Below are 17,980 nucleotides of genomic sequence, written 5' to 3' on the forward strand. Positions count from 1 at the left end.
CCCGCCCCCCCGCGACAACAGTCCTCGACGACTACCCCGACACCCGGCTCAAGCTGGCGCTCAGGTGGGGGCTCAACGGCTTGCCCTCGGCGGCCAACTCCTGGGCGTACATGAGGGCGCCTTCCACGATGCCGTACAGGCGCTTCCCGGCGGTGACCTCCTTGGCCAGCGGGCTGCGCACCACCGCATCGGTCGCGATCTCGATCTGGGTGCCGTCCACGTGCCCGTAGTACAGGTCGAGGATGCCCGTGGGGTGCGAGAGGAGCACTTCGATCTCGGGGCGCTTGGGGTCCTTGCCATGCACCACGCGCCACCAGCCGGTCTCCTGGGCCGCGGGGCGCACGGGCTTGCCGTCGACGTCGATGATCCAGGAGCGGGAGTGGTACCGCAGGAACGGCCGGCCGTCATGCAGGAAGCTGACCTCCTGGGCGTACAGGAAGTCCTCGGTGCCGGGGTAGCCGCCCTGGCCCCGGCCGCGCCAGCGGCCGACGAGGGGCAGCAGCGGCAGCAGGTCGTCGTGCAGGTTCGGCCCGCGACGCAGGTCGTCGGTCTCCTCGAACGGGTAGGGCTCGACCTTTTGGAAGGTCGAGGCGAACTCTTCGGGTACTTCGCGCTCGCTCATTTGTTCCTCGCGGTTCGAATGGTCCAGTAGCCGAGTGCGCCCGCCATGGCGCCTGCGGCGATGACGAGCACGGCCGTCAATGCCGTCTCCACGGGCACCACTTTACGTCCGGTCCTCGTCGTTTTCTCCGAGCGATGGCAAGATGTTGAGCATGACTACACCTGGACCCTTCGACAGCTGGCTCTCGGACATGGACGGCGTGCTCGTCCACGAGGGCGTGCCGGTTCCCGGCGCCAACAAGCTCATCGAGAAGCTGCAGTCGGCGGGGAAGCGGTTCCTCGTCCTGACGAACAACTCGATCTACACCCCGCGCGACCTGCATGTGCGACTGAAGAACTCCGGGCTGGCGGTGCCTGTCGAGTCGATCTACACCTCGGCGATGGCGACGGCGGACTTCCTGCAGTCGCAGCGGCCCAAGGGCTCGGCCTACGTCATCGGCGAGGCGGGCCTGACCACGGCCCTGCACGAGATCGGATACGTGCTCACCGATTACCGGCCCGACTACGTGGTACTGGGGGAGACCCGGCGGTACGACTTCGGGGCGCTCACCACGGCGGTGCGGCTGGTCAAGTCCGGGTCGCGGTTGATCTGCACCAACCCGGACACGACCGGGCCGAGCCCGGAGGGCCTGATGCTCGGCGTCGGCGCGGTTGCGGCGATGATCACTGCGGCGACGGGTTCGGAGGCGTACTTCCCGGGGAAGCCGAATCCCCTGATGATGCGAAACGCGTTGCGCCGCATCGGGGCCCACTCGGAGACGACGGTGATGATCGGCGACCGCATGGACACCGACGTGCTGTCGGGCCTCGAGGCGGGGCTCGAGACGGTCCTCGTTCTGTCGGGGGTCACTGACACTATGGAAGAAGTCGAGCGCTACCCCTTCCGGCCGAACCACGTCAAGGATTCGGTTGCGGACCTGATCGACTGGATCGAATAGTCACGGCGACCGCTTGCGGAGCCGTAAACGCAAGAGGAGTCGCCCCATGCCTCCCGGCCATCGCCCCACCAAGTCCGTTTCGCGTGCGCGCCAGGGAGATGAGGAGCGGCTGCCCGCGCCGCGGCCCGCGCGCGGGCCGCAGGAGACGCCGCCGCCAGCGGCGCGGGAGGCGCCGCCGCGCCAGCCTTCGCCGCAGCGGGTGCCTCGCGAATCGGAGTCGTATCAACCCGAGTCGAAGCTGAGTGCGCAGGAGTCGCGGCTCCTCGCGTTCGAGGCGCGCTGGTGGCGGGCGTCGGGCGCGAAGACCCAGGCCATCAGCGATGAGCTGGAGCTCACTCCCGAGCGGTACTACCAGCATCTGGCCCGTCTCATCGATCACCCGGAGGCGGCCGCGGAGCAGCCCGCGGTCGTCCGGCGGCTCAGGGCCGCCCGGGATCAGCGCCGCGCGGAGCGCTGACGGGGAGACACGGTCGACGGCGGGGCGTGTGAAGTGCGCCCCCACTTTCTTGCGTATGACGCCTGTCGTGGCGACGGTGGCGCTGCACCGTGCCGGTCGGCCGTGCGCGGGTGCGGTGTTCGGCATGTGCGAAGCAGCCTGCGAACGCCGGTCACGGTGTGCGGGCGCGGCGTTCGGTGAGTGCGAACCAGCCTGCGCCCGCCGCGAAGACGGCGAGGCCGCCGAGCACCGAGGGCAGCGGGAGGCTCGCGGCCACGAGCAGGCAGCCGGCGAGCCCCAGCCACGGGAGCGGGGCGCGCCGGTCGAGGGTGACCGCGGAGGCGTTCGCGACGCCGTAGTAGACCAGCACGCAGAAGCTGGAGAACCCGATCGCCCCCGACAAGTCCAGTATGGACACCAAGATCAGGACGAGTCCGCTCGCGGCGAGCTCGGCCGCCCACGGGACCCCGAACCGCTCCGAGACCGCCGCCAGCGCGCCCGGGAGCCGCCGGTCGCGGGCCATCGCCAGTGCGGTGCGGCCGATCCCGGCGAGCAGGCTGAGGAGGACGCCGGCGACCGCGACGCCGGCGCCGATGGCGACGACCGGTTCGAGGGCGGGTGCGCTGGCGCCGGCGAGGTCGGCGAGGGGTGCGGTGGAGGCGGCGAGGGTGCCGGCGCCGAGGACGCTGAGGGCGGTGACGGCGACGAGCAGGTAGACGGTGAAGGTGATGCCGAGTGCGATGGGGACGGCGCGGGGGATGGTGCGTTCGGGGTTGCGGACCTCTTCGCCGAGGGTGGCGATGCGGGCGTAGCCGGCGAAGGCGAAGAAGAGGAATCCGGCGGCGGTGAGGACGCCCCAGGGGCGGGTGCCGTCGAGAGGTTGTGCGGCGACGGGGCCCGTGGCTCCGGCGATGATGACGGCCGCGAGTACGGCGAGGGTGATCGCGGCGAACACGGCGGAGGCGAGGGCGGTGCGTTTGACGCCGAGGAGGTTGATGGCGCAGAAGGCGACGACGGTGGCGGCGGCGAGGGCGCGGGGGTGGTCGGGGAGGAGGTAGGCGCCGAGGGTGAGGGCCATGGCGGCGGCGGAGGCGGTCTTGCCGACGAGGAAGGCCCAGCCGGCGGTGAATCCGGCGGCGGGGTTGAGCCGGATGGTGCCGTAGATGTAGGCGCCGCCGGCTTGGGGGTGGAGGGCGGCGAGGCGGGCGCTGGATCGGGCGTTGCAGTAGGCGATGAGTCCGGCGATGGTGAGGGCGGCGAGGAGGCCGGGGGCGGATCCGGCGGCTTCGGCGGCGGGGGCCCAGACGGCGAAGACGCCGGCGCCGAGCATGGAGGCGAGTCCGATGGTGATGGCCGAGGGGAGTCCGAGGCGGCGTTGGAGGGTCGGCCGCTGGGGCGCCGGTGTGGGCATGGGTCGAACGATACCGTGCGCGGGTTGCGCGGATCGGTCAGCGATATCGCCGTTCGGGTTCGAGCCAGATCGGGAGTGTCACTGTGTCCCAGGGGATGCGTTGGACGGTGCGGAGGATGGCGATGCCGATGAAGAGTCCGGCGGGGGTGTCGGTGAACCAGTGGAAGCCGAGGTAGGTGGTGGAGCAGGTGACGATGATCGGTGGCAGGAGGAGGAACAGCCGCCGTGCGGTCGGGTTCCAGTGCGCGCCGATGAGGAAGACGATGACGCCGTACCAGACGATGGTGTTGAGCACGTGGCCTGAGGGGTAGGCGCCGGAGGGTTCGAGTCCGGAGAAGAGGACTGCTTGCGCGGCGTCGGCGTAGGGGGGCTGGGAGGCTTCGGGCCAGTGCGGGTAGATGCGCGGGAGCGTGTATTTGAGGGCGAGTACGGCTCCGGCCATGCCGTAGGCGGCGAGGAAGGCGACGAGGGGGCGGACGTTGCGGCCGCGCCAGGCGAGGATGGCGGCGATGCCGAGTGCGATGCCGCCGAGGAGGCCGCCTTGGCCGAGTCGGTTGGTCTGGAGGGCGATGAGGTTGGCCCAGTCGGGCCGGTTCGCGTCGGCGAGGTCGCGGATCCAGATGTCGAGGTCGACGAGGGGGCTGGGCCAGGTCAGCGGGACCGTTATGAGGATGAACCCGATGGCCAGGGCGATCTCGGGGATCCACGAGCGCGGCCGCTTCGGGACGAAGGGCCTCCAGGCCTGGGCGCCGGTGCGGCGCCGGTCTGCGGCGATCACGGGCGTAAGCCTAGCGACCGGGGCGTTGCCGGCGAATCCGATATCGGGGTGGGGGCGGGAACGGCGCGGGGCGCCCGCGGGCGGGCGCCCCTTGCACTGCGTTTGAACGGTTCGGGAAGCGCGGGTTACAGCCCGGCGACGTCGGCCTGCTTGGTGCGGACGGCTTCGGCGGCTTCCTTGAGGTTGGCGAGTTCGGCGTCGGTGAGGGGGGTTTCGACGACCTTCTTGACGCCTTCGGCGCCGATCTGGGCGTTGACGCCGAGGTAGACGCCGGAGATGCCGTATTCGCCGTCGACCCAGGCGCACACGGGCATGACGGCGCCGGAGTCTTCGGCGACGGCTTTGGCCATGCGGGCGGCGGCGGCGGAGGGTGCGTAGTAGGCGGAGCCGGTCTTGAGGAGGGCGACGATCTCGGCGCCGCCGTTGCGGGTCTTGGTGACGAGCTCGTCGACCTTCTCGGCGGGGAGGAGGTCGGTGAGCGGCTTGCCGTCGACGGAGGACTGGCTGGGGACGGGGACCATGGTGTCGCCGTGGGAGCCGAGCGTCAGGGTGGTGACCGACTTGACGGGGACCTGGAGTTCTTCGGCGACGAAGTTGGTGAAGCGGGCGGTGTCGAGCATGCCGGCCTGGCCGAGGACCCGGTTCTTGGGGAAGCCGGAGGCGAGCTGGGTGAGCGCGGTCATCTCGTCGAGGGGGTTGGAGACGACGATGATGACGGCGTTCGGGGAGTGCTTGACGAGGTTCTCGGTGACGCCGCGGACGATGCGGGCGTTGACTTCGAGGAGGTCCATGCGGCTCATGCCGGGCTTGCGGGGGAGGCCGGCGGTGATGACGATGACGTCGGAGCCGGCGGTCTTGTCGTAGCCGTTGCCGTCGTTGTCGGTGGTGGCGCCGACGACCTTGGTCTCGAAGCCCTCGATGGTGCGGGACTGGTTCATGTCGAGGGCGATGCCCTCGGGCTTGCCCTCGACGATGTCGGTGAGGACGACTTCGTCGAAGATGTCGTACTCGGCCAGGCGCTGGGCGGTGGTGGAGCCGTAGAATCCGGCGCCGACGACCGTGACTTTCTTACCCATCGAATGCTCCTCTGCATTAAGGCTGCCTGTGCGGCGAGCGTAACCAGGTCTGTCGGTCCACGCTATGACCCTCGTCTCGGGGGGTGCATCCGGCCCCTGACCGGGTGGCGGAGGCCTCCAAATGCGGACGGTCCGGGTGTGAGTCGGGGTGGGGTGGCCGGGGCGGGGGATGATGCGGGGACGCGTGCGGGTGTCGTATACCCGTCGCGCCGTCCCGAAGCGTGGGCACTCCTTGACTTCTCCTATTGATGTAGTGGACTATTCAAAGGCCATTCGTACCGAGGGAGCCGAGCGTGCTGTTCGCGACCACCATCCTCTCGTCCGTCGCCGCGGGATTCATCGCCCAGTTGGTCGACGGCAGCCTCGGCATGGGCTTCGGCACCATCACCATGACGTTCCTGCTGGGCTTGGGGATCGCCCCCGCCGTGGCGTCGGCGTCGGTGAACGTGGCGACGATCGCGACGGGCGCGGTCAGCGCCGTCTCGCACCACCGCCTCCAGAACGTGCACTGGCCGACGACGCTGAAGCTGGGCGTTCCCGGGGCGGTCGGCGGTTTCGCGGGGGCGTGGGCGCTGGCGTCGCTGACGCGGCTCGACGCGGCCACGCCGGTGACGAGCGCGATCCTCATCGCGTTGGGCGTGGTGATCGTGTGGCGTTTCGTGCGGGGCAGGGGCGCGGGTCACGGCCCGATCAGGTCCGGGTTCGCGGTGCCCACGGGCCTGGTCGGCGGTTTCCTGGCCGCGGTCGGCGGGGGCGGCTGGGGCCCGGTGACGATGCCGATCACGTTGACGACGTCGCGGCTGGAGCCGCACCGGGTGGTCGGTTCGGTCTCGACGGCGCAGGTGTTCGCTTCGACGGCGGCGGTGATCGGCTTCTGGATGGCGGTGCCCGACACGTTGACGGTGCTGTGGCCGGTCGTGCTCGGCATGGCGGTGGGCGGCATGGCGGCGGCGCCGCTGGCGGCGTGGCTGACCCGCAAGATCCCCACGGCGAAGCTGGGTTCGACGATCGGGATGCTCGTCGTGGCGTTGAACCTGCGCACCCTCTTGGCCGTTTTCAACGTGCCGTGGCCGGTGGTGACGGGCCTGTACCTGGCGCTCGCGGCGGTCTGGGCGCTGGTCCTGGCGGCACCGAGGCGGCGTGAAGCCCGGGAGGCGGCGGTGGTGCCGTCCCCGGTCGAAGCCGAGGCGTAGCCGCTCGACATGGACGAAGGAAGGCCCGGACCGGTTCAGCGTCGGTCCGGGCCTTTCGCGTGCGGTCGTCTAGAACGCCTTGCCGCGCTGGAGTTCTCGCGCGATGACGATGCGCTGCACCTGGTTGGTGCCTTCGTAGATCTGGGTGATCTTGGCGTCGCGCATCATGCGTTCGAGGGGGAAGTCCTGGGTGTAGCCGTAGCCGCCGAGGACTTGGACCATGTCGGTGGTGATCTGCATGGCCGCGTCGGAGGCGAAGCACTTGGCGGCGGCCCCGAAGTAGGTGAGGTCGGCGTCGGCGCGCTCGGAGCGGGCGGCGGCCGCGTAGGTGAGCTCCCTGGCGGCGCTGATCTTCATGGCCGCGTCCGCGAGGAGGAACTGGACGCCCTGGAACGCGGCGATCGGCTTGCCGAACTGCTCGCGTTCGGCGGCGTAGGCGGTCGCGGCGTCGAGCGCACCCTGGGCGATGCCGAGGGCCTGCGCGGCGATGGTGACGCGGGTGTGGTCGAGGGTGCGCATCGCGAGCGAGAACCCCTGTCCCGCTTCGCCGATGAGGCGGTCGGCGGGCAGGCGCACCGAGTCGAGGTAGACCTCGGCGGTCGGCGAGCCCTTGATGCCGAGCTTCTTCTCGGGCTTCCCGAAGGAGACGCCCGCGTCGCCCTTCTCGACCACGAACGCGGAGATGCCCTTGGCGCCCGCGCCGGGCTCGGTGACGGCGAAGACGGTGTAGAACTCGCTCACGCCCGCGTTGGTGATCCAGCGCTTGACCCCGTCGAGCACCCAGCCGTCGCCGTCGCGGACGGCGCGCGTGGTCATCGACGCGGCGTCCGAGCCGGCCTCGGGTTCGGAGAGGCAGTACGAGAACATCGCCTCGCCCGCGGCCACCGGCGGCAGGTAGCGGCGCTTGAGCTCCTCGGAGGCGTCGAGGAGCAGCGGCAGCGAGCCGAGCTTGTTGACCGCGGGGATGAGCGAGGAGGAGGCGCACGCGCGCGCGACCTCTTCGATGACGATCGCGGTGCCGAGCGCGTCGATGCCCGCCCCGCCGTACTCGGCGGGGACGTGCGGGGCGTGGAGGTCGGCGGATTTGAGCGCCTCGTAGGAGCGCTTCGGGAAGGTCGCGGTCGCGTCGGCCTCGGCGGCGTGCGGGGCGACCCCGGCGTCGCAGACTTCCCGGGTCGCCGCCCGGATGTCGGCGTATTCTGCTGGCAGCTGGTAAGGGCTGAACCCGGTGGACATCAGTGGCTCCCGCGGTTGTTACTCGTCAGTAAGATAGGCCGAGTGTAACCCACGGCGGACGCGACCGGTGATGCCCGCCACCGCGAATTACGCACGGCTTCGCCGCAACTTAGGACGAAGTTCATGCGTGAAGCTGAATATACGACTGCGCAGGCCATAGTCGCATTCACGTACAATTCGAGGTCGCCGCGCACGAACCCGACGCATGCACGCACGGGCGCCGCCCCCACCGGGCGCGCCTGCCGAACGAACAGACAGGGCACGCACCAGATGGTCAACGCGATCCAATCCCCCTCGCAGAACACCACCACCCGGCCCCGCATCGCCTTCCTCGGGTGCGGCTATCTCGGCGCGACCTACGCGATCTGCTTCGCGGAGCTGGGCTACGAGGTGATCGGATACGACGTCGACGCCGCCAAGATCGAGTCCTTCAACACCGGGGTCCTCCCCATCCACGAACCGGGCCTGCCCGAGCTGCTCAAGAAGAACCTCGAGTCCGGGCGCCTGCGGTTCACCACCGACGTCCAGGCCGTCGCCGACTTCGCCGACGTCCACTTCATCTGCGTCGGCACCCCCCAGCGCAAGGGCGAGCACGGCGCGGACCTCTCCTACATCGAGACCGCCGTCGTCGACCTCTCCAAGCACCTGAGCCGCAAGGTCCTCATCGTCGGCAAGTCCACCGTGCCCGTCGGGACCGCCACCTGGGTCCAGGAGCTCGTCGACCGCCACGCCCCCGAGGGCCTCGGCGTCGAGGTCGGCTGGAGCCCGGAGTTCCTCCAGGAGTCGAACGCGATGCACGACGTCCTGCGCCCCAACCGGATCGTCTACGCCTCCCAGTCGGAGTGGGCCTCGCAGCTGCTCAAGGACGTCCACCGCGGCATCCTCGAACTCGCCGCGGTCGAGGACCGCGAAGTGCCCGTCGTCGAGACCGACCTGGCGACCGCCGAGCTGGTGAAGGTCGCCGCGAACGCGTTCCTGGCCACCAAGATCTCCTTCATCAACGCCATGGCCGACCTGAGCGAGGCCGCCGGGGCCGACGTCGTCGACCTGGCCCGCGCCATCGGCTACGACCAGCGCATCGGCAACAAGTTCCTGCGCGCCGGGATCGGCTTCGGCGGCGGCTGCCTGCCCAAGGACATCCGGGCGCTCTCGGCGCGCGCCGGGGAGCTCGGCGTGGGCGAGTCGTTCCGGTTCCTCGACGAGATCGACACCGTGAACAACCGACGCCGCTCCCACGCGGTGCGGTCGGTCGCGAATCTGGCCGGGCGGGCCCCGGGCCCCAACGGGCCGGACCTGTCGGGCGTGCGCATCGCCTACCTGGGCGCGACGTTCAAGCCCGACACGGACGACATCCGCGACTCGCCCGCGCTCGACATCGCGCGGCGGCTGCGCTCGGCGCGCGCCGACGTGGTCGTGTACGACCCGGAAGGACTGGAGAACGCGAAGGCGTTCGCGCCCGAGCTGAGCTTCGTGAAGACCCTCCCCGAGGCGGTGGCGGGCGCCGACGTGGTGTGCGCGATGGTGCCGTGGGAGGAGTTCCGGACCCTCGACCCGGAGGCGCTGGGCCAGCAGGTGGCCGAGCGGCGGATCCTCGACGGCATGAACGCGTTCGACCCGGAGCAGTGGCGCAAGCACGGCTGGTCCTATCAGGGCATCGGCCGCTAGACTCGGAGACGCGAATTCCCCGAACCGCCCGGCGCGCACGAAGCGCCGGACGGTTCGTCGTCTTCGGCGTCTCGCGGCGCCCGCCTGCACAACGGACGGTCGATGAGGCCGGCCTCGGCGACCGACAGGTTCCCGGTTCGCCCGAGGGGCGAGGAGCACTGCGTGAACGGCCGGGTGTTCGGCACGTCCCGGCCACCGCTAGGGCGCGAAGTTCACTCGCGTGAAAGGCCACGCATGCGGGGGGCGTTCGACCAGTTCCCCCGGGGGGTCGGGGAGGCGGCGCGGCGGGTTGGGGCCGACGGCGATGACGACGACCCGCTCGCCGGCGATGAACACCTCGGTGCGGACCTCGGGGTCGGCGACGGCGTGCACGCCCTCGTCGAGCACCCAGCGGAGCAGTTCGGCCCCGCGGCCTTCGGCGGCCTTGGCCTCCCACATCAGCGTGTCCACCGCTACTCCTCCTCCGTGGTGCCGTCTACATCGGTGCCTTGCAGGCCGTCCCAGCGCCGGGCCTTCGGGTGCTCGAGCCCGAACTGGTCGAGCGTGCGCGCCACCACGTGGTCCACGATGTCGTCGATCGTCTCAGGCCGGTTGTAGAAGGCGGGCACCGGCGGCAGGACGACCGCGCCCATGCGCGAGAGCGCCAGCAGGTTCTCCAGGTGGATCTCCGAGAGGGGGCTCTCGCGGGCCAGCAGCACGAGCCGGCGCCGCTCTTTCAGGGTCACGTCGGCGGCCCGCCCGATGAGGCCCTCCGTGTAGCCGGTGCGGACCGCCGCGACCGTCTTCATCGAGCACGGCGCGATGATCATCCCGTCGGTGCGGAACGACCCCGAGGAGATCGGCGCGGCCTGCTCCCCCGGCCCCCAGGCGTGGTCGGCCAGGGCGGTGACCTCGGCTGGGGTGTAGGCGGTTTCGAGGCGGAGGGTGGTGCGGGCCCAGCGGCTCATGACGAGATGGGTCTCGACGCCGTCGAGTTCGCGGAGCGCTTCGAGGAGCCGGACGCCGAAGATCGCGCCGGTCGCTCCGGTGATGCCGACGACGAGTCGCATGTACCCTCCAGGTTTCCTTGAATTGTGGCCCAGCGCACTTACAATCACGTCATGGTTCGTCACAATCTGAGCATTGCGGCTGCTGCCGCCGCGCTGTTCGTGCTCGCCTGGGTCTGGCCCGAGGGGGCCGAGCCTCCGGCGAGTGCGACGACCGCGGTCGAGCCTACTGTGTCGGGGTCGTCCGCGCCTGCCAGCGCGGGCGATGGGGAGGCCGACGCCACGGGCGCGCCCGAGGCGCCGAGTTCGGCTGCGGAGCCGAGCGATCCGGTGTCGGAGTCCGAGTCGCCTCCGGCTCCCGCGCCGTCCCCGTCGCCGGTGGCGGCGCCGGCCGCGACCATGTACGAGGGGCCACTGGGGACGCGCAATCGCACGGGGGACGACAGGGTGGCGTTGACGTTCGACGACGGGCCGTCGCCGAAGTGGACGCCGAAGGTGCTGGACATGCTGCGGGCGCAGGGGGTCAAGGCAACGTTCTGCGTGATCGGGGCGTACGCGGAGGCGTATCCGGAGCTGGTCGCGGACATCGCGCGGGAGGGGCACACGCTGTGCAACCACTCGTGGTTCCACGAGTTCGACCTGGGCAAGTGGAGCAGCGAGGAGATCCGGGCGAACCTGCAGCGCACGAATGACGCGATCGTGAAGGCGGCGCCGGGCGCGGCGGTGGCGTACTTCCGGCATCCGGGCGGGCAGTGGACGGACCGGGCGATCGCGGTGGCGGCGGATCTGGGCATGGAGTCGCTGCATTGGACGGTGGACCCGTCGGACTGGAACAGCAAGAAGACGCAGAAGCAGATCCGGGAGCACGTGCTGGGCCGGAGCGGCCCGGGCGCGATCGTGCTGCTGCACGACGGGGCTTCGAACCAGGCGGAGATGTACGGGGCGCTGGCGTCGATCTTCGCGGAGTTCTCGCGGCGCGGTTACGTGTACTCGGCGCTGTAGGGGTCGGTGGCGGCGCGACGGTGCGTCCGGAGCGCCGCTTCTGTTGCGGTCAGCGGAGGTCGGCGGGCATCCTGCGGCCGGGCAGGAGCGCGAGGAAGGCGAGGGCGAGGAGGCCGACGCTCATGCCGGCCTGGACGGGGAAGGCGAGGTCGAGGAGGCCGCCGTCGCCGTCGCGGTCGGTGCCGGCGTCTTTGGGCCCGGATTCGGGTGAGGCGCCGCCGTCGCTCGGGTCCGGGCTGCCGTCGCCGTCGGTGTCGTCCCCGTCGGTGTCGGAGGTGCCGTCGCCGTCGTAGCTGGGGCTGGGAGTGGGTGAGCCGGGCGGGATCGGGTAGGTCTCGTCGGCGTTGGTCCAGTCCACATGGGAAATGGCGGACTGGCTTTCGGTGGCATTGTCGTATCCGGCCGCGTCACCGAGGATCACGGGCAGCGAGAAGAGGCCCACCACACCGATCACGGTCGCGGCGAGCACCAGACGCGAGAGCCGGAACTTGCGCACAGGTACACCTTAGTCGTGGGGCACCAGCGATGCGCGCCTGTCGGGGCATGTAACCCGAACGAGTTCGCTTGGCGGTCAAGCATGACGGTCCGCGTCGCCCGGATCGTGGTGCGGCGGCGGGATTCCGGTGGCGCTGCCGGCTCGGGGAACGGGGGTCAGGCGGCGGCCGCGCGGGAGGCGCGGAGGGTCCCGGCGACGACGGCGCCGACGAAGACCGCGGCGACATACACCGCGAGCGCCCCGTAGACCACAGTGGCCACTGCGGGAACGGTGGCCGCTGCGATGGCGGCGGCGGCGAGCGCGATGAGGCTGCGGGCGGGCCAGCCGAGGCCGAGGTCGCGGCGGGCCACCGGGGAGGCGGCCTTGTCGAGTCCCGCGGCGAGGTCGTAGAAGTAGAGGGCGATGACGGTGAGCAGCGTGTACAGGACCGGCCAGGAGACCTCGGCGGCAATCCCGGCAGCGGCGATCGCGCCGAGTTCGACGGCGCGGAGCCCGGCGGGTATGAACCAGTCGAGCAGGCCTTCATGGTCGGTGCGGGCCACGGACGCGGCGAGGACGAGCGCGAGGACGGCGAGCCCGAACGGCATCCAGGGGGGCGTCGCCATCGCGGCGGCGAGGACGGCCGCGCCGGCGGCGAGGACGGCGGCGGCGGTCGCGCTGAAAGGTGTCATGTCACCGCCGACGGGGCTGCGGGGCACGAGCCGTCCCAGCGGTCCGTCGTCGCGGTGCGCGGACCGGTCGGGTCGGCGCAGGGCGGCGGTGCGGGCGGCGAGCGAGCGGAGGGTGCGGCCCGCGGTCGTGTAGCCGAGGGCGAGGAGCTGCCAGGCGAGGAGCGCGGTGAGCGCGGTCTGAGGGCCGAAGGCGACGGCGGCGACGGCGAGGAGGAGCCAGCGTTCGCCGACGGGGGCGACGATGGTGCGTTTGATCCAGTACAGAGGGGTGCGGTGGGCGCCCATGACCTGCTCGGATGCGGAGCCGAGGCGCTGGCCGAGGTGGGCGGCGCGGCCGACCGGGGGCGCGGATTCGCGTTTGCGGGCCTGGCGGAGGACGGCGGTGTCGAGGAGGACGGCGTACCAGGTGTCGGCGGTGTGTCGGATGGTCTGGGTGGCCATGGCGGCGATCGCGAGGCCCCAGGCGGCGGGTGTGGCGGCGCCGTCGAGGGTGGCGCCGGCGGCGAGGCCGGCGTAGATGAGGAACTCCTTGGAGCGGTCGGCCATCATGTCGAGCCAGCCGCCGAAGGAGGAGAAGTTCTGGGTGTAGCGGGCGAGTTGGCCGTCGACGCAGTCGAACACGAAGCTGGCGTACATGAGGGCCGCGGCGGCGAGGTACCACCAGGACCAGCCGGTGGCGAAGATCGCGGCGGCGCCGACGGCGAGGGCGATGGAGACCCAGGTGATGGGGGTGGGGGTCCAGCCGAGGCGGGCGGCGAGGGTGACGAGGTGCGGGGTCCAGGTGGAGACGGCGTAGGTGGCGAAGAAGTCGTCGTCGTGCTTGATGGCGTGTTTCAGGCGCCACGCGTCCATGTCGACGGCTTCGAACGCGGCGATGACCTCGCGGGCGTCGTCGCCGCCGGCGACCTGGCGGTGTTCGAGGCCGGGGGTGCGGTAGGCGTTGACGGGGATCGCGCGGGCGTGGAGGGCGGCGAGGACGGACGCGAACGCGTCGCCTTCGGCGCGGCGCGGCCAGTGCCGTCTGAGGCGGGCGAGGTGCGCGGCGGAGACCTTCGCGAGGCCGCCGAGGCGGACCGGGCCGGGCCCGGGGCCGGTGACCAGGCCGCGTTCGACCTGGACGGGCGCGGCGGCGGGGTCGTCGCCGCCGATGAGGACGCCGGAGCGCCTCGAGGAGTCGGAGAGGACGGCGGCGACGGTGGTCTGGGAGGCGACGAGGTCGGCGCAGGCGACGTAGAGCGCTCCATCGCCGGAGTAGGCGAGTTCGGCGAGGTGGCGCAGGTCGGTGTTCGCGTCGGCCGACTCGATCTGGGCGGCCTTGACGGGCCGGTCCGTGCCGGGCCGGGCGAGCACGGTGATGTCGTCGCAGCCGGCGTCGCGGATCTGCGCGATGAGCCGGTCGACGACCGTGGTGTCTTCGGTTATCTCGGCGTGGCCGCCCGGCGCCGGCAGGATGACGGCTCGGCTCACGTGGCCGCCTCGACCGCTCCCGGGACGAGGGCCGGAGCGGCGGCCTGCTCCGCTGCGGCCTTCGCGGCCGCTTCGCGCTTCTTGCGTTCGGCGCGGGCGTCGGCGTCGCGCTTCTCGGCGGTCTTGTACGAGTCGAGGGCCTCTTCGACGGTGCCGTCGGTGACGAGCGTGCCGGCGTCGAGGAAGATCCCGCGCTTGCAGTACTTCTTCAGGTCGCCTTCGGAGTGGGAGACGAACACGAGGGTGCGGCCCTCCTCGAGGAGCCCGGCGATGACGGCCTGGCATTTGCGTTTGAACGCGGCGTCGCCGACGGCGAGGGCCTCGTCGACCAGGAGGATCGGGTGCGGCAGCTGGGTGATGACGCCGAAGCCGAGGCGCACCTTCATGCCCGACGAGTAGTGCTTGAGCGGCGTGTCCATGAAGTCCTCGAGTTCGGAGAACTCGACGATCTCGTCGTACTTCGCCTTGATCTCCTTGTTCGTCATGCCGTGCAGCGCGCCGACGAGGTTGACGTTCTCGCGGCCGGTGAGGTCGCCCGAGAAGCCCGCGGAGAGCGCGATGAGCGGGGCCACGCGGCCCTCGCGGCGCACGTAGCCCTCATCGGGGATGAGCACACCGGTGATGAGGCGCAGCAGGGTCGACTTGCCGGTGCCGTTGCGGCCGATGATGCCGACGGCGTCGCCGGGGAAGATGTCGAAGTTGACGTGGCGCAGCGGCCAGAAGTCCTGCGCCGCGGCGCCCTTCTGGTTGGCGGCGCGCCTCACGAACAGATCTTTGACCCGGCCTTTCTTCTGCTTGCCTTTCGCGAAGCAGATCCCGAGGTCACGAGCCTGAATGATCGGCTCTTCCATGGGGGCGGCCCTCCCGGACAGGTGGTTGCTGTGCAGCTGGACGATGGCGCGCCAATAGTACCGCCCGATGGTTTTCGGCAGCTCGCGGCAGATCAGCGAGCTTGCTCATCGCCGCGCGCTCAGGGCACGCGGTCGCCCCCGGCGGCGTGCCGCCGCTCCGCTGCCAGGCGTTCGACCTCGAACGCGGCCAGGATCCGGCGGAGCGTGACCTCCGCGCGCTCGGCCGAGGCGCGCGCCTCCAGGCGCGTCTGGCGGGCCTCGTTCCACACCAGCCCCAGCGCCCCCAAGGTGACCAGGCTCATCAGCGATGAGACGGCCCACACCAGCCGTGCCTCGCCGAAGAGGCCGACGGCGAGCAGCAGCACGGCGGACCCGAGCCAGGCGGCGACCGCCAGGCGCATCGGGGAGGGCCTGCCGAGCCGGACGTAGACGACTTTGAGCTTCTGCTTCATCGGAGACGCACCCTCATCTGACGACAGGACTTTGGACGGTTTGGGATGCAGTTCGGGCTGCAGCCGGGAACTCGGCGCCGAGACGCGCGGCGGGGGGACCCTCCCGGACGCCGCCGGACGCGGCGTCACCGCCCAGCAGGCCCGCCACGAGCGCCCGGTACGAGTCATGACTGAACCGCTCGCGCACCCGCCGCTGGGCGAGCGCGCTGCGGGCCAGGAACCGCTGCGGATCGGCGTACAGCCCGTCCACCAGTCCCACCACTTCAGGCGGTTCGCAGTAGAGGGCGGCGTCGCCGAACGTCGGTTCGAAGTGCGGAGGCAGGATCGTCACGCACCCGGCGGCGAGGGCTTCCAGCACCGCCCGGCCGAAGGCCTCGTACTGCCGCGGATGCGGGAAGTAGATCCAGAAGTCGAGCTGGTACAGGAACGAGTCGACGTCCGTCTCGTCGAAGCCGTAGCAGGTCCACGCCGACGGCGGGTCCTCACCGGTGATCACCGCGACCGAGGAGACCCCGCCCATGACGCGCACGTCCCAGCGGCCGTCCCCCGGGTAGACGAGCGGCAGGTCCTCGGCGGTGGGCCACTTCGTCCAATCGTCGCGCGAATGCCGCCCGACCACCGGCATCACGGACCGGAAGCCGGTACGGGCCGGCGCGACGGCCGCCTCGTCGAGAATGCCGGGCATGTCGAAGTCCGCCAGGCCCGACGCGGCTCCGGCCAGGGCCTCGCGCACCTGCGGCCCCTGCGGCACCCACAGCGGCACCACACCGAACATGTCGATCGCGTTGGCGTGGCAGGCATCCGGTACGTACCTGGTGTCGGATCCGTCGCGTTCGCACGGAGCCTGGTTGGCGAGCACCACCATCCGCTTCGGACGCACTCCGGAGCGCTCGCCGGACCGGAACTGGAGGATCGGCGGATACCGCAGCACCAGCAGGTCGCACACCACGTCGTCGGTGACGAGGACCTGCTCCACGACGCCCTCGTTGACGAGCCGCTGAAACGGCACGCACATCGGCCGGTCCTCGACCGTCATGTGCCGCCAGGACTCGAGGTGCATGACGGCGACCTCCAAGCCCGCGGCCTTGAGCGCCTTGATCTCCTCGATCACCGACTTCTGCGGTCCACCGAACGGACGCCAGTCGAGGCAGAACACGACATCGAAACGCCGCTGCCGCTGCTCGGCGGCAGCCACCGCCGCGTGGTACGGCGCCCAGAAGGGCCGCCGGGCGGGAGACCTCGGCAGGTACGGGTCGGCCCCCGCCCGGATCTCCTCATGCCACAGCGGATACGCGGACTGGTAGGCGCGGCGCGCCGGATGCTTCCAGCCCGGCCCGAACTCCTCCCGGGAAAGCGAGCCCGACGCCTGCCGCATGAGCGTGTCGCACACCCTGAGCCGCCGCACCGCGCCATCACCGAACGCCGCCGCGACCCGGTGCAGGAACTCGGTGTCGGCGCCTTTGCGGACCTCGTCGTAGAAGCCGATCCGGTCGAGCACGCCGCGGCGGAACATCATCGAAGCGGTCGAAGCCGTCGTGAGGACCCGGCCGGGCCGCGTGACCGTGAGGTCCTCGTTGAACAGGAACGCCTCCCCGTACGTCAACTGCAGCGTCGGATCGTCGAGCAGCGGCGCGACCGAACGGGCGATCCGCCCAGGCGCGGCCCAGTCATCAGCATCCAGGCCTGTCACGAAATCCCCGGTCAGCACCTCGAACGCCGTATTGCGGGCGGCGAACGTCCCGCCGTTGACCCCCCGCCGGATCACGCGCACCCGATCGTCGAGCCCGGCGACCGCATCGAGGACCACGTCGTACTCGGGCCCCGACGCGTCGTCGACAACGAGCACCTCCACGTTCGCCCACGCGCCCTCCAGCAGCGAACGGACCGCGGTGAGCAGCGCCCGGCCCGGCCGGTACGCCGTCATCACCACCGAGACCAGCGGACCCGACGGGACCCGCGGCACCGAAGCCGCGCGCAGCCGGTCGAACCACGGCAGCAGCTCGCCGTCGACCGCAGCCGGACCGAGCCGCAACTCCGGACGGCCCGTCAACGCCCCGAGCCGCTTGATCCACGCCGTCTCCTCGCCGCCCGCGTGCGGATGGGCGAGATCCGCCACCAGCGCACCCCGCTCCAGCGCGGGCAGATGCTTCCCATAGCGGCGCAACAGGAACCGGGTCTTCGCCAGGTCACCGAGCGCGTACGCGAGCTGCGCGTGAACGGCGGCCTCCCGCCGGCCCACACGGCGGACCCCGCCGATGTCCAGCGCCAAGTCGAAGAGCGCCAACGCGTCCCGCCGGTCCTGTTCACCACCGAACTGCAGGCCGACAACCCGCGCCAGCGACGCCAGCGCCGCCACGTTCACCCCGGGTTCCCCTGCGGGACCGAGATCGCGGCGATGCGCGGCGGCGAGGAGCCCCGGAAGGTCGAGACTGCGGGACGCGGCGCGCGCGAGCAGGTGGCGGGCCCCGGGCGAGCGGGTTCGCAGCGCGGTCGCGGCCATCGTGCCGGGAGCCCGCTCCCCGGCCCGGACCAGGAGGTCGTCGGTGAGTCGGCCCGGATAGCGCGCGGTCTCGTCAGCTGCGTTCATCTCGTCCGTTCATCTCCAGGTTGCATTCCGCCCAGATCTTCGCGTGCCCAATGGCAGTAATGCTGAATTGAATGCGAACAATCTTCTTCACTCGCGTAAACAGATGCTGAACTG

18 protein-coding genes are annotated in these 17,980 nt (G+C 71.1%); 5 read left to right on the forward strand and 13 right to left on the reverse strand.

The window, feature by feature from the left end; translation table 11 throughout:
* Window positions 1-31 precede the first annotated feature (31 nt).
* Window positions 32-622 carry an FABP family protein gene (locus JHY01_RS22890; RefSeq protein WP_205328026.1) on the reverse strand — a complete coding sequence of 197 codons (591 nt, stop codon included), beginning with the start codon at window positions 620-622 and terminating at the stop codon, window positions 32-34.
* A 151-nt stretch (window positions 623-773) separates the two neighbouring features.
* Here JHY01_RS22890 and JHY01_RS22895 point away from each other — a divergent pair, with 151 nt between their 5' ends.
* The gene (locus JHY01_RS22895) at window positions 774-1,559 is read left to right on the forward strand and encodes an HAD-IIA family hydrolase (RefSeq protein WP_205328027.1); all 786 of its coding nucleotides are present in this window, start codon (window positions 774-776) and stop codon (window positions 1,557-1,559) included.
* Window positions 1,560-1,605: 46 nt separating this feature from the next.
* Complete coding sequence (locus tag JHY01_RS22900; RefSeq protein ID WP_205328028.1) at window positions 1,606-2,016, forward strand: DUF3263 domain-containing protein; 411 nt, start codon at window positions 1,606-1,608, stop codon at window positions 2,014-2,016.
* 151 nt (window positions 2,017-2,167) lie between these two features.
* On the opposite strand, the gene JHY01_RS22905 is transcribed toward JHY01_RS22900, so the two are convergent.
* The 3 genes from JHY01_RS22905 to mdh form a co-directional block, all read right to left on the reverse strand.
* On the reverse strand, window positions 2,168-3,406 hold the full coding sequence (locus tag JHY01_RS22905) for an APC family permease (protein ID WP_205328029.1): 1,239 nt from the start codon (window positions 3,404-3,406) through the stop codon (window positions 2,168-2,170).
* A gap of 37 nt (window positions 3,407-3,443) precedes the next feature.
* Complete coding sequence (locus JHY01_RS27010; protein WP_205328030.1) at window positions 3,444-4,184, reverse strand: phosphatase PAP2 family protein; 741 nt, start codon at window positions 4,182-4,184, stop codon at window positions 3,444-3,446.
* A 125-nt stretch (window positions 4,185-4,309) separates the two neighbouring features.
* Window positions 4,310-5,260, reverse strand: a complete 951-nt coding sequence (gene mdh, locus JHY01_RS22915) for a malate dehydrogenase (RefSeq protein ID WP_205328031.1) — start codon at window positions 5,258-5,260, stop codon at window positions 4,310-4,312.
* Window positions 5,261-5,553: 293 nt separating this feature from the next.
* On the opposite strand from mdh, the gene JHY01_RS22920 reads away from it, so the two are divergent.
* Entirely contained in the window at window positions 5,554-6,453 is a 900-nt protein-coding gene (locus JHY01_RS22920; RefSeq protein ID WP_205328032.1) for a sulfite exporter TauE/SafE family protein, read from the forward strand.
* A gap of 69 nt (window positions 6,454-6,522) precedes the next feature.
* On the opposite strand, the gene JHY01_RS22925 is transcribed toward JHY01_RS22920, so the two are convergent.
* Window positions 6,523-7,689, reverse strand: coding sequence for an acyl-CoA dehydrogenase family protein (locus tag JHY01_RS22925; RefSeq protein ID WP_205328033.1), 1,167 nt, complete (start codon window positions 7,687-7,689; stop codon window positions 6,523-6,525).
* Between the two features lie 270 nt (window positions 7,690-7,959).
* Here JHY01_RS22925 and JHY01_RS22930 point away from each other — a divergent pair, with 270 nt between their 5' ends.
* Window positions 7,960-9,354 carry a UDP-glucose/GDP-mannose dehydrogenase family protein gene (locus JHY01_RS22930; protein ID WP_205328034.1) on the forward strand — a complete coding sequence of 465 codons (1,395 nt, stop codon included), beginning with the start codon at window positions 7,960-7,962 and terminating at the stop codon, window positions 9,352-9,354.
* A 198-nt stretch (window positions 9,355-9,552) separates the two neighbouring features.
* Here JHY01_RS22930 and JHY01_RS22935 read toward each other — a convergent pair whose 3' ends face one another.
* Genes JHY01_RS22935 through JHY01_RS22945 form a run of 3 tightly spaced genes read right to left on the reverse strand, consistent with a single transcriptional unit; the run spans window position 9,553 to window position 10,846 of the window.
* Complete coding sequence (locus JHY01_RS22935) at window positions 9,553-9,804, reverse strand: hypothetical protein (protein WP_205328035.1); 252 nt, start codon at window positions 9,802-9,804, stop codon at window positions 9,553-9,555.
* Between the two features lie 2 nt (window positions 9,805-9,806).
* Complete coding sequence (locus tag JHY01_RS22940) at window positions 9,807-10,403, reverse strand: non-oxidative hydroxyarylic acid decarboxylases subunit B (protein WP_205328036.1); 597 nt, start codon at window positions 10,401-10,403, stop codon at window positions 9,807-9,809.
* 59 nt (window positions 10,404-10,462) lie between these two features.
* Window positions 10,463-10,846, reverse strand: coding sequence for a hypothetical protein (locus JHY01_RS22945; protein WP_205328071.1), 384 nt, complete (start codon window positions 10,844-10,846; stop codon window positions 10,463-10,465).
* Here JHY01_RS22945 and JHY01_RS22950 point away from each other — a divergent pair.
* Entirely contained in the window at window positions 10,740-11,342 is a 603-nt protein-coding gene (locus tag JHY01_RS22950) for a polysaccharide deacetylase family protein (RefSeq protein ID WP_240193149.1), read from the forward strand. The two genes, JHY01_RS22945 and JHY01_RS22950, sit on opposite strands and share 107 nt — an antisense overlap.
* Before the next feature lie 49 nt (window positions 11,343-11,391).
* Here JHY01_RS22950 and JHY01_RS22955 read toward each other — a convergent pair whose 3' ends face one another.
* The 5 genes from JHY01_RS22955 to JHY01_RS22975 form a co-directional block, all read right to left on the reverse strand.
* The gene (locus JHY01_RS22955; RefSeq protein WP_205328038.1) at window positions 11,392-11,838 is read right to left on the reverse strand and encodes a hypothetical protein; all 447 of its coding nucleotides are present in this window, start codon (window positions 11,836-11,838) and stop codon (window positions 11,392-11,394) included.
* Between the two features lie 155 nt (window positions 11,839-11,993).
* Entirely contained in the window at window positions 11,994-13,976 is a 1,983-nt protein-coding gene (locus JHY01_RS22960) for a CDP-alcohol phosphatidyltransferase family protein (RefSeq protein ID WP_205328039.1), read from the reverse strand.
* Window positions 13,973-14,827 carry an ABC transporter ATP-binding protein gene (locus tag JHY01_RS22965; RefSeq protein WP_205328040.1) on the reverse strand — a complete coding sequence of 285 codons (855 nt, stop codon included), beginning with the start codon at window positions 14,825-14,827 and terminating at the stop codon, window positions 13,973-13,975. Before JHY01_RS22965 ends, JHY01_RS22960 begins: the two co-directional genes overlap by 4 nt.
* Before the next feature lie 119 nt (window positions 14,828-14,946).
* Window positions 14,947-15,279 carry a hypothetical protein gene (locus JHY01_RS22970; RefSeq protein WP_205328041.1) on the reverse strand — a complete coding sequence of 111 codons (333 nt, stop codon included), beginning with the start codon at window positions 15,277-15,279 and terminating at the stop codon, window positions 14,947-14,949.
* A gap of 13 nt (window positions 15,280-15,292) precedes the next feature.
* Window positions 15,293-17,866 (reverse strand): glycosyltransferase, encoded by a 2,574-nt coding sequence (locus JHY01_RS22975; RefSeq protein ID WP_205328042.1) that lies wholly within the window; start codon window positions 17,864-17,866, stop codon window positions 15,293-15,295.
* Window positions 17,867-17,980 lie beyond the last annotated feature (114 nt).

This window comes from Glycomyces sp. YM15, from assembly GCF_016918015.1.
Taxonomy (GTDB): domain Bacteria; phylum Actinomycetota; class Actinomycetes; order Mycobacteriales; family Micromonosporaceae; genus Glycomyces.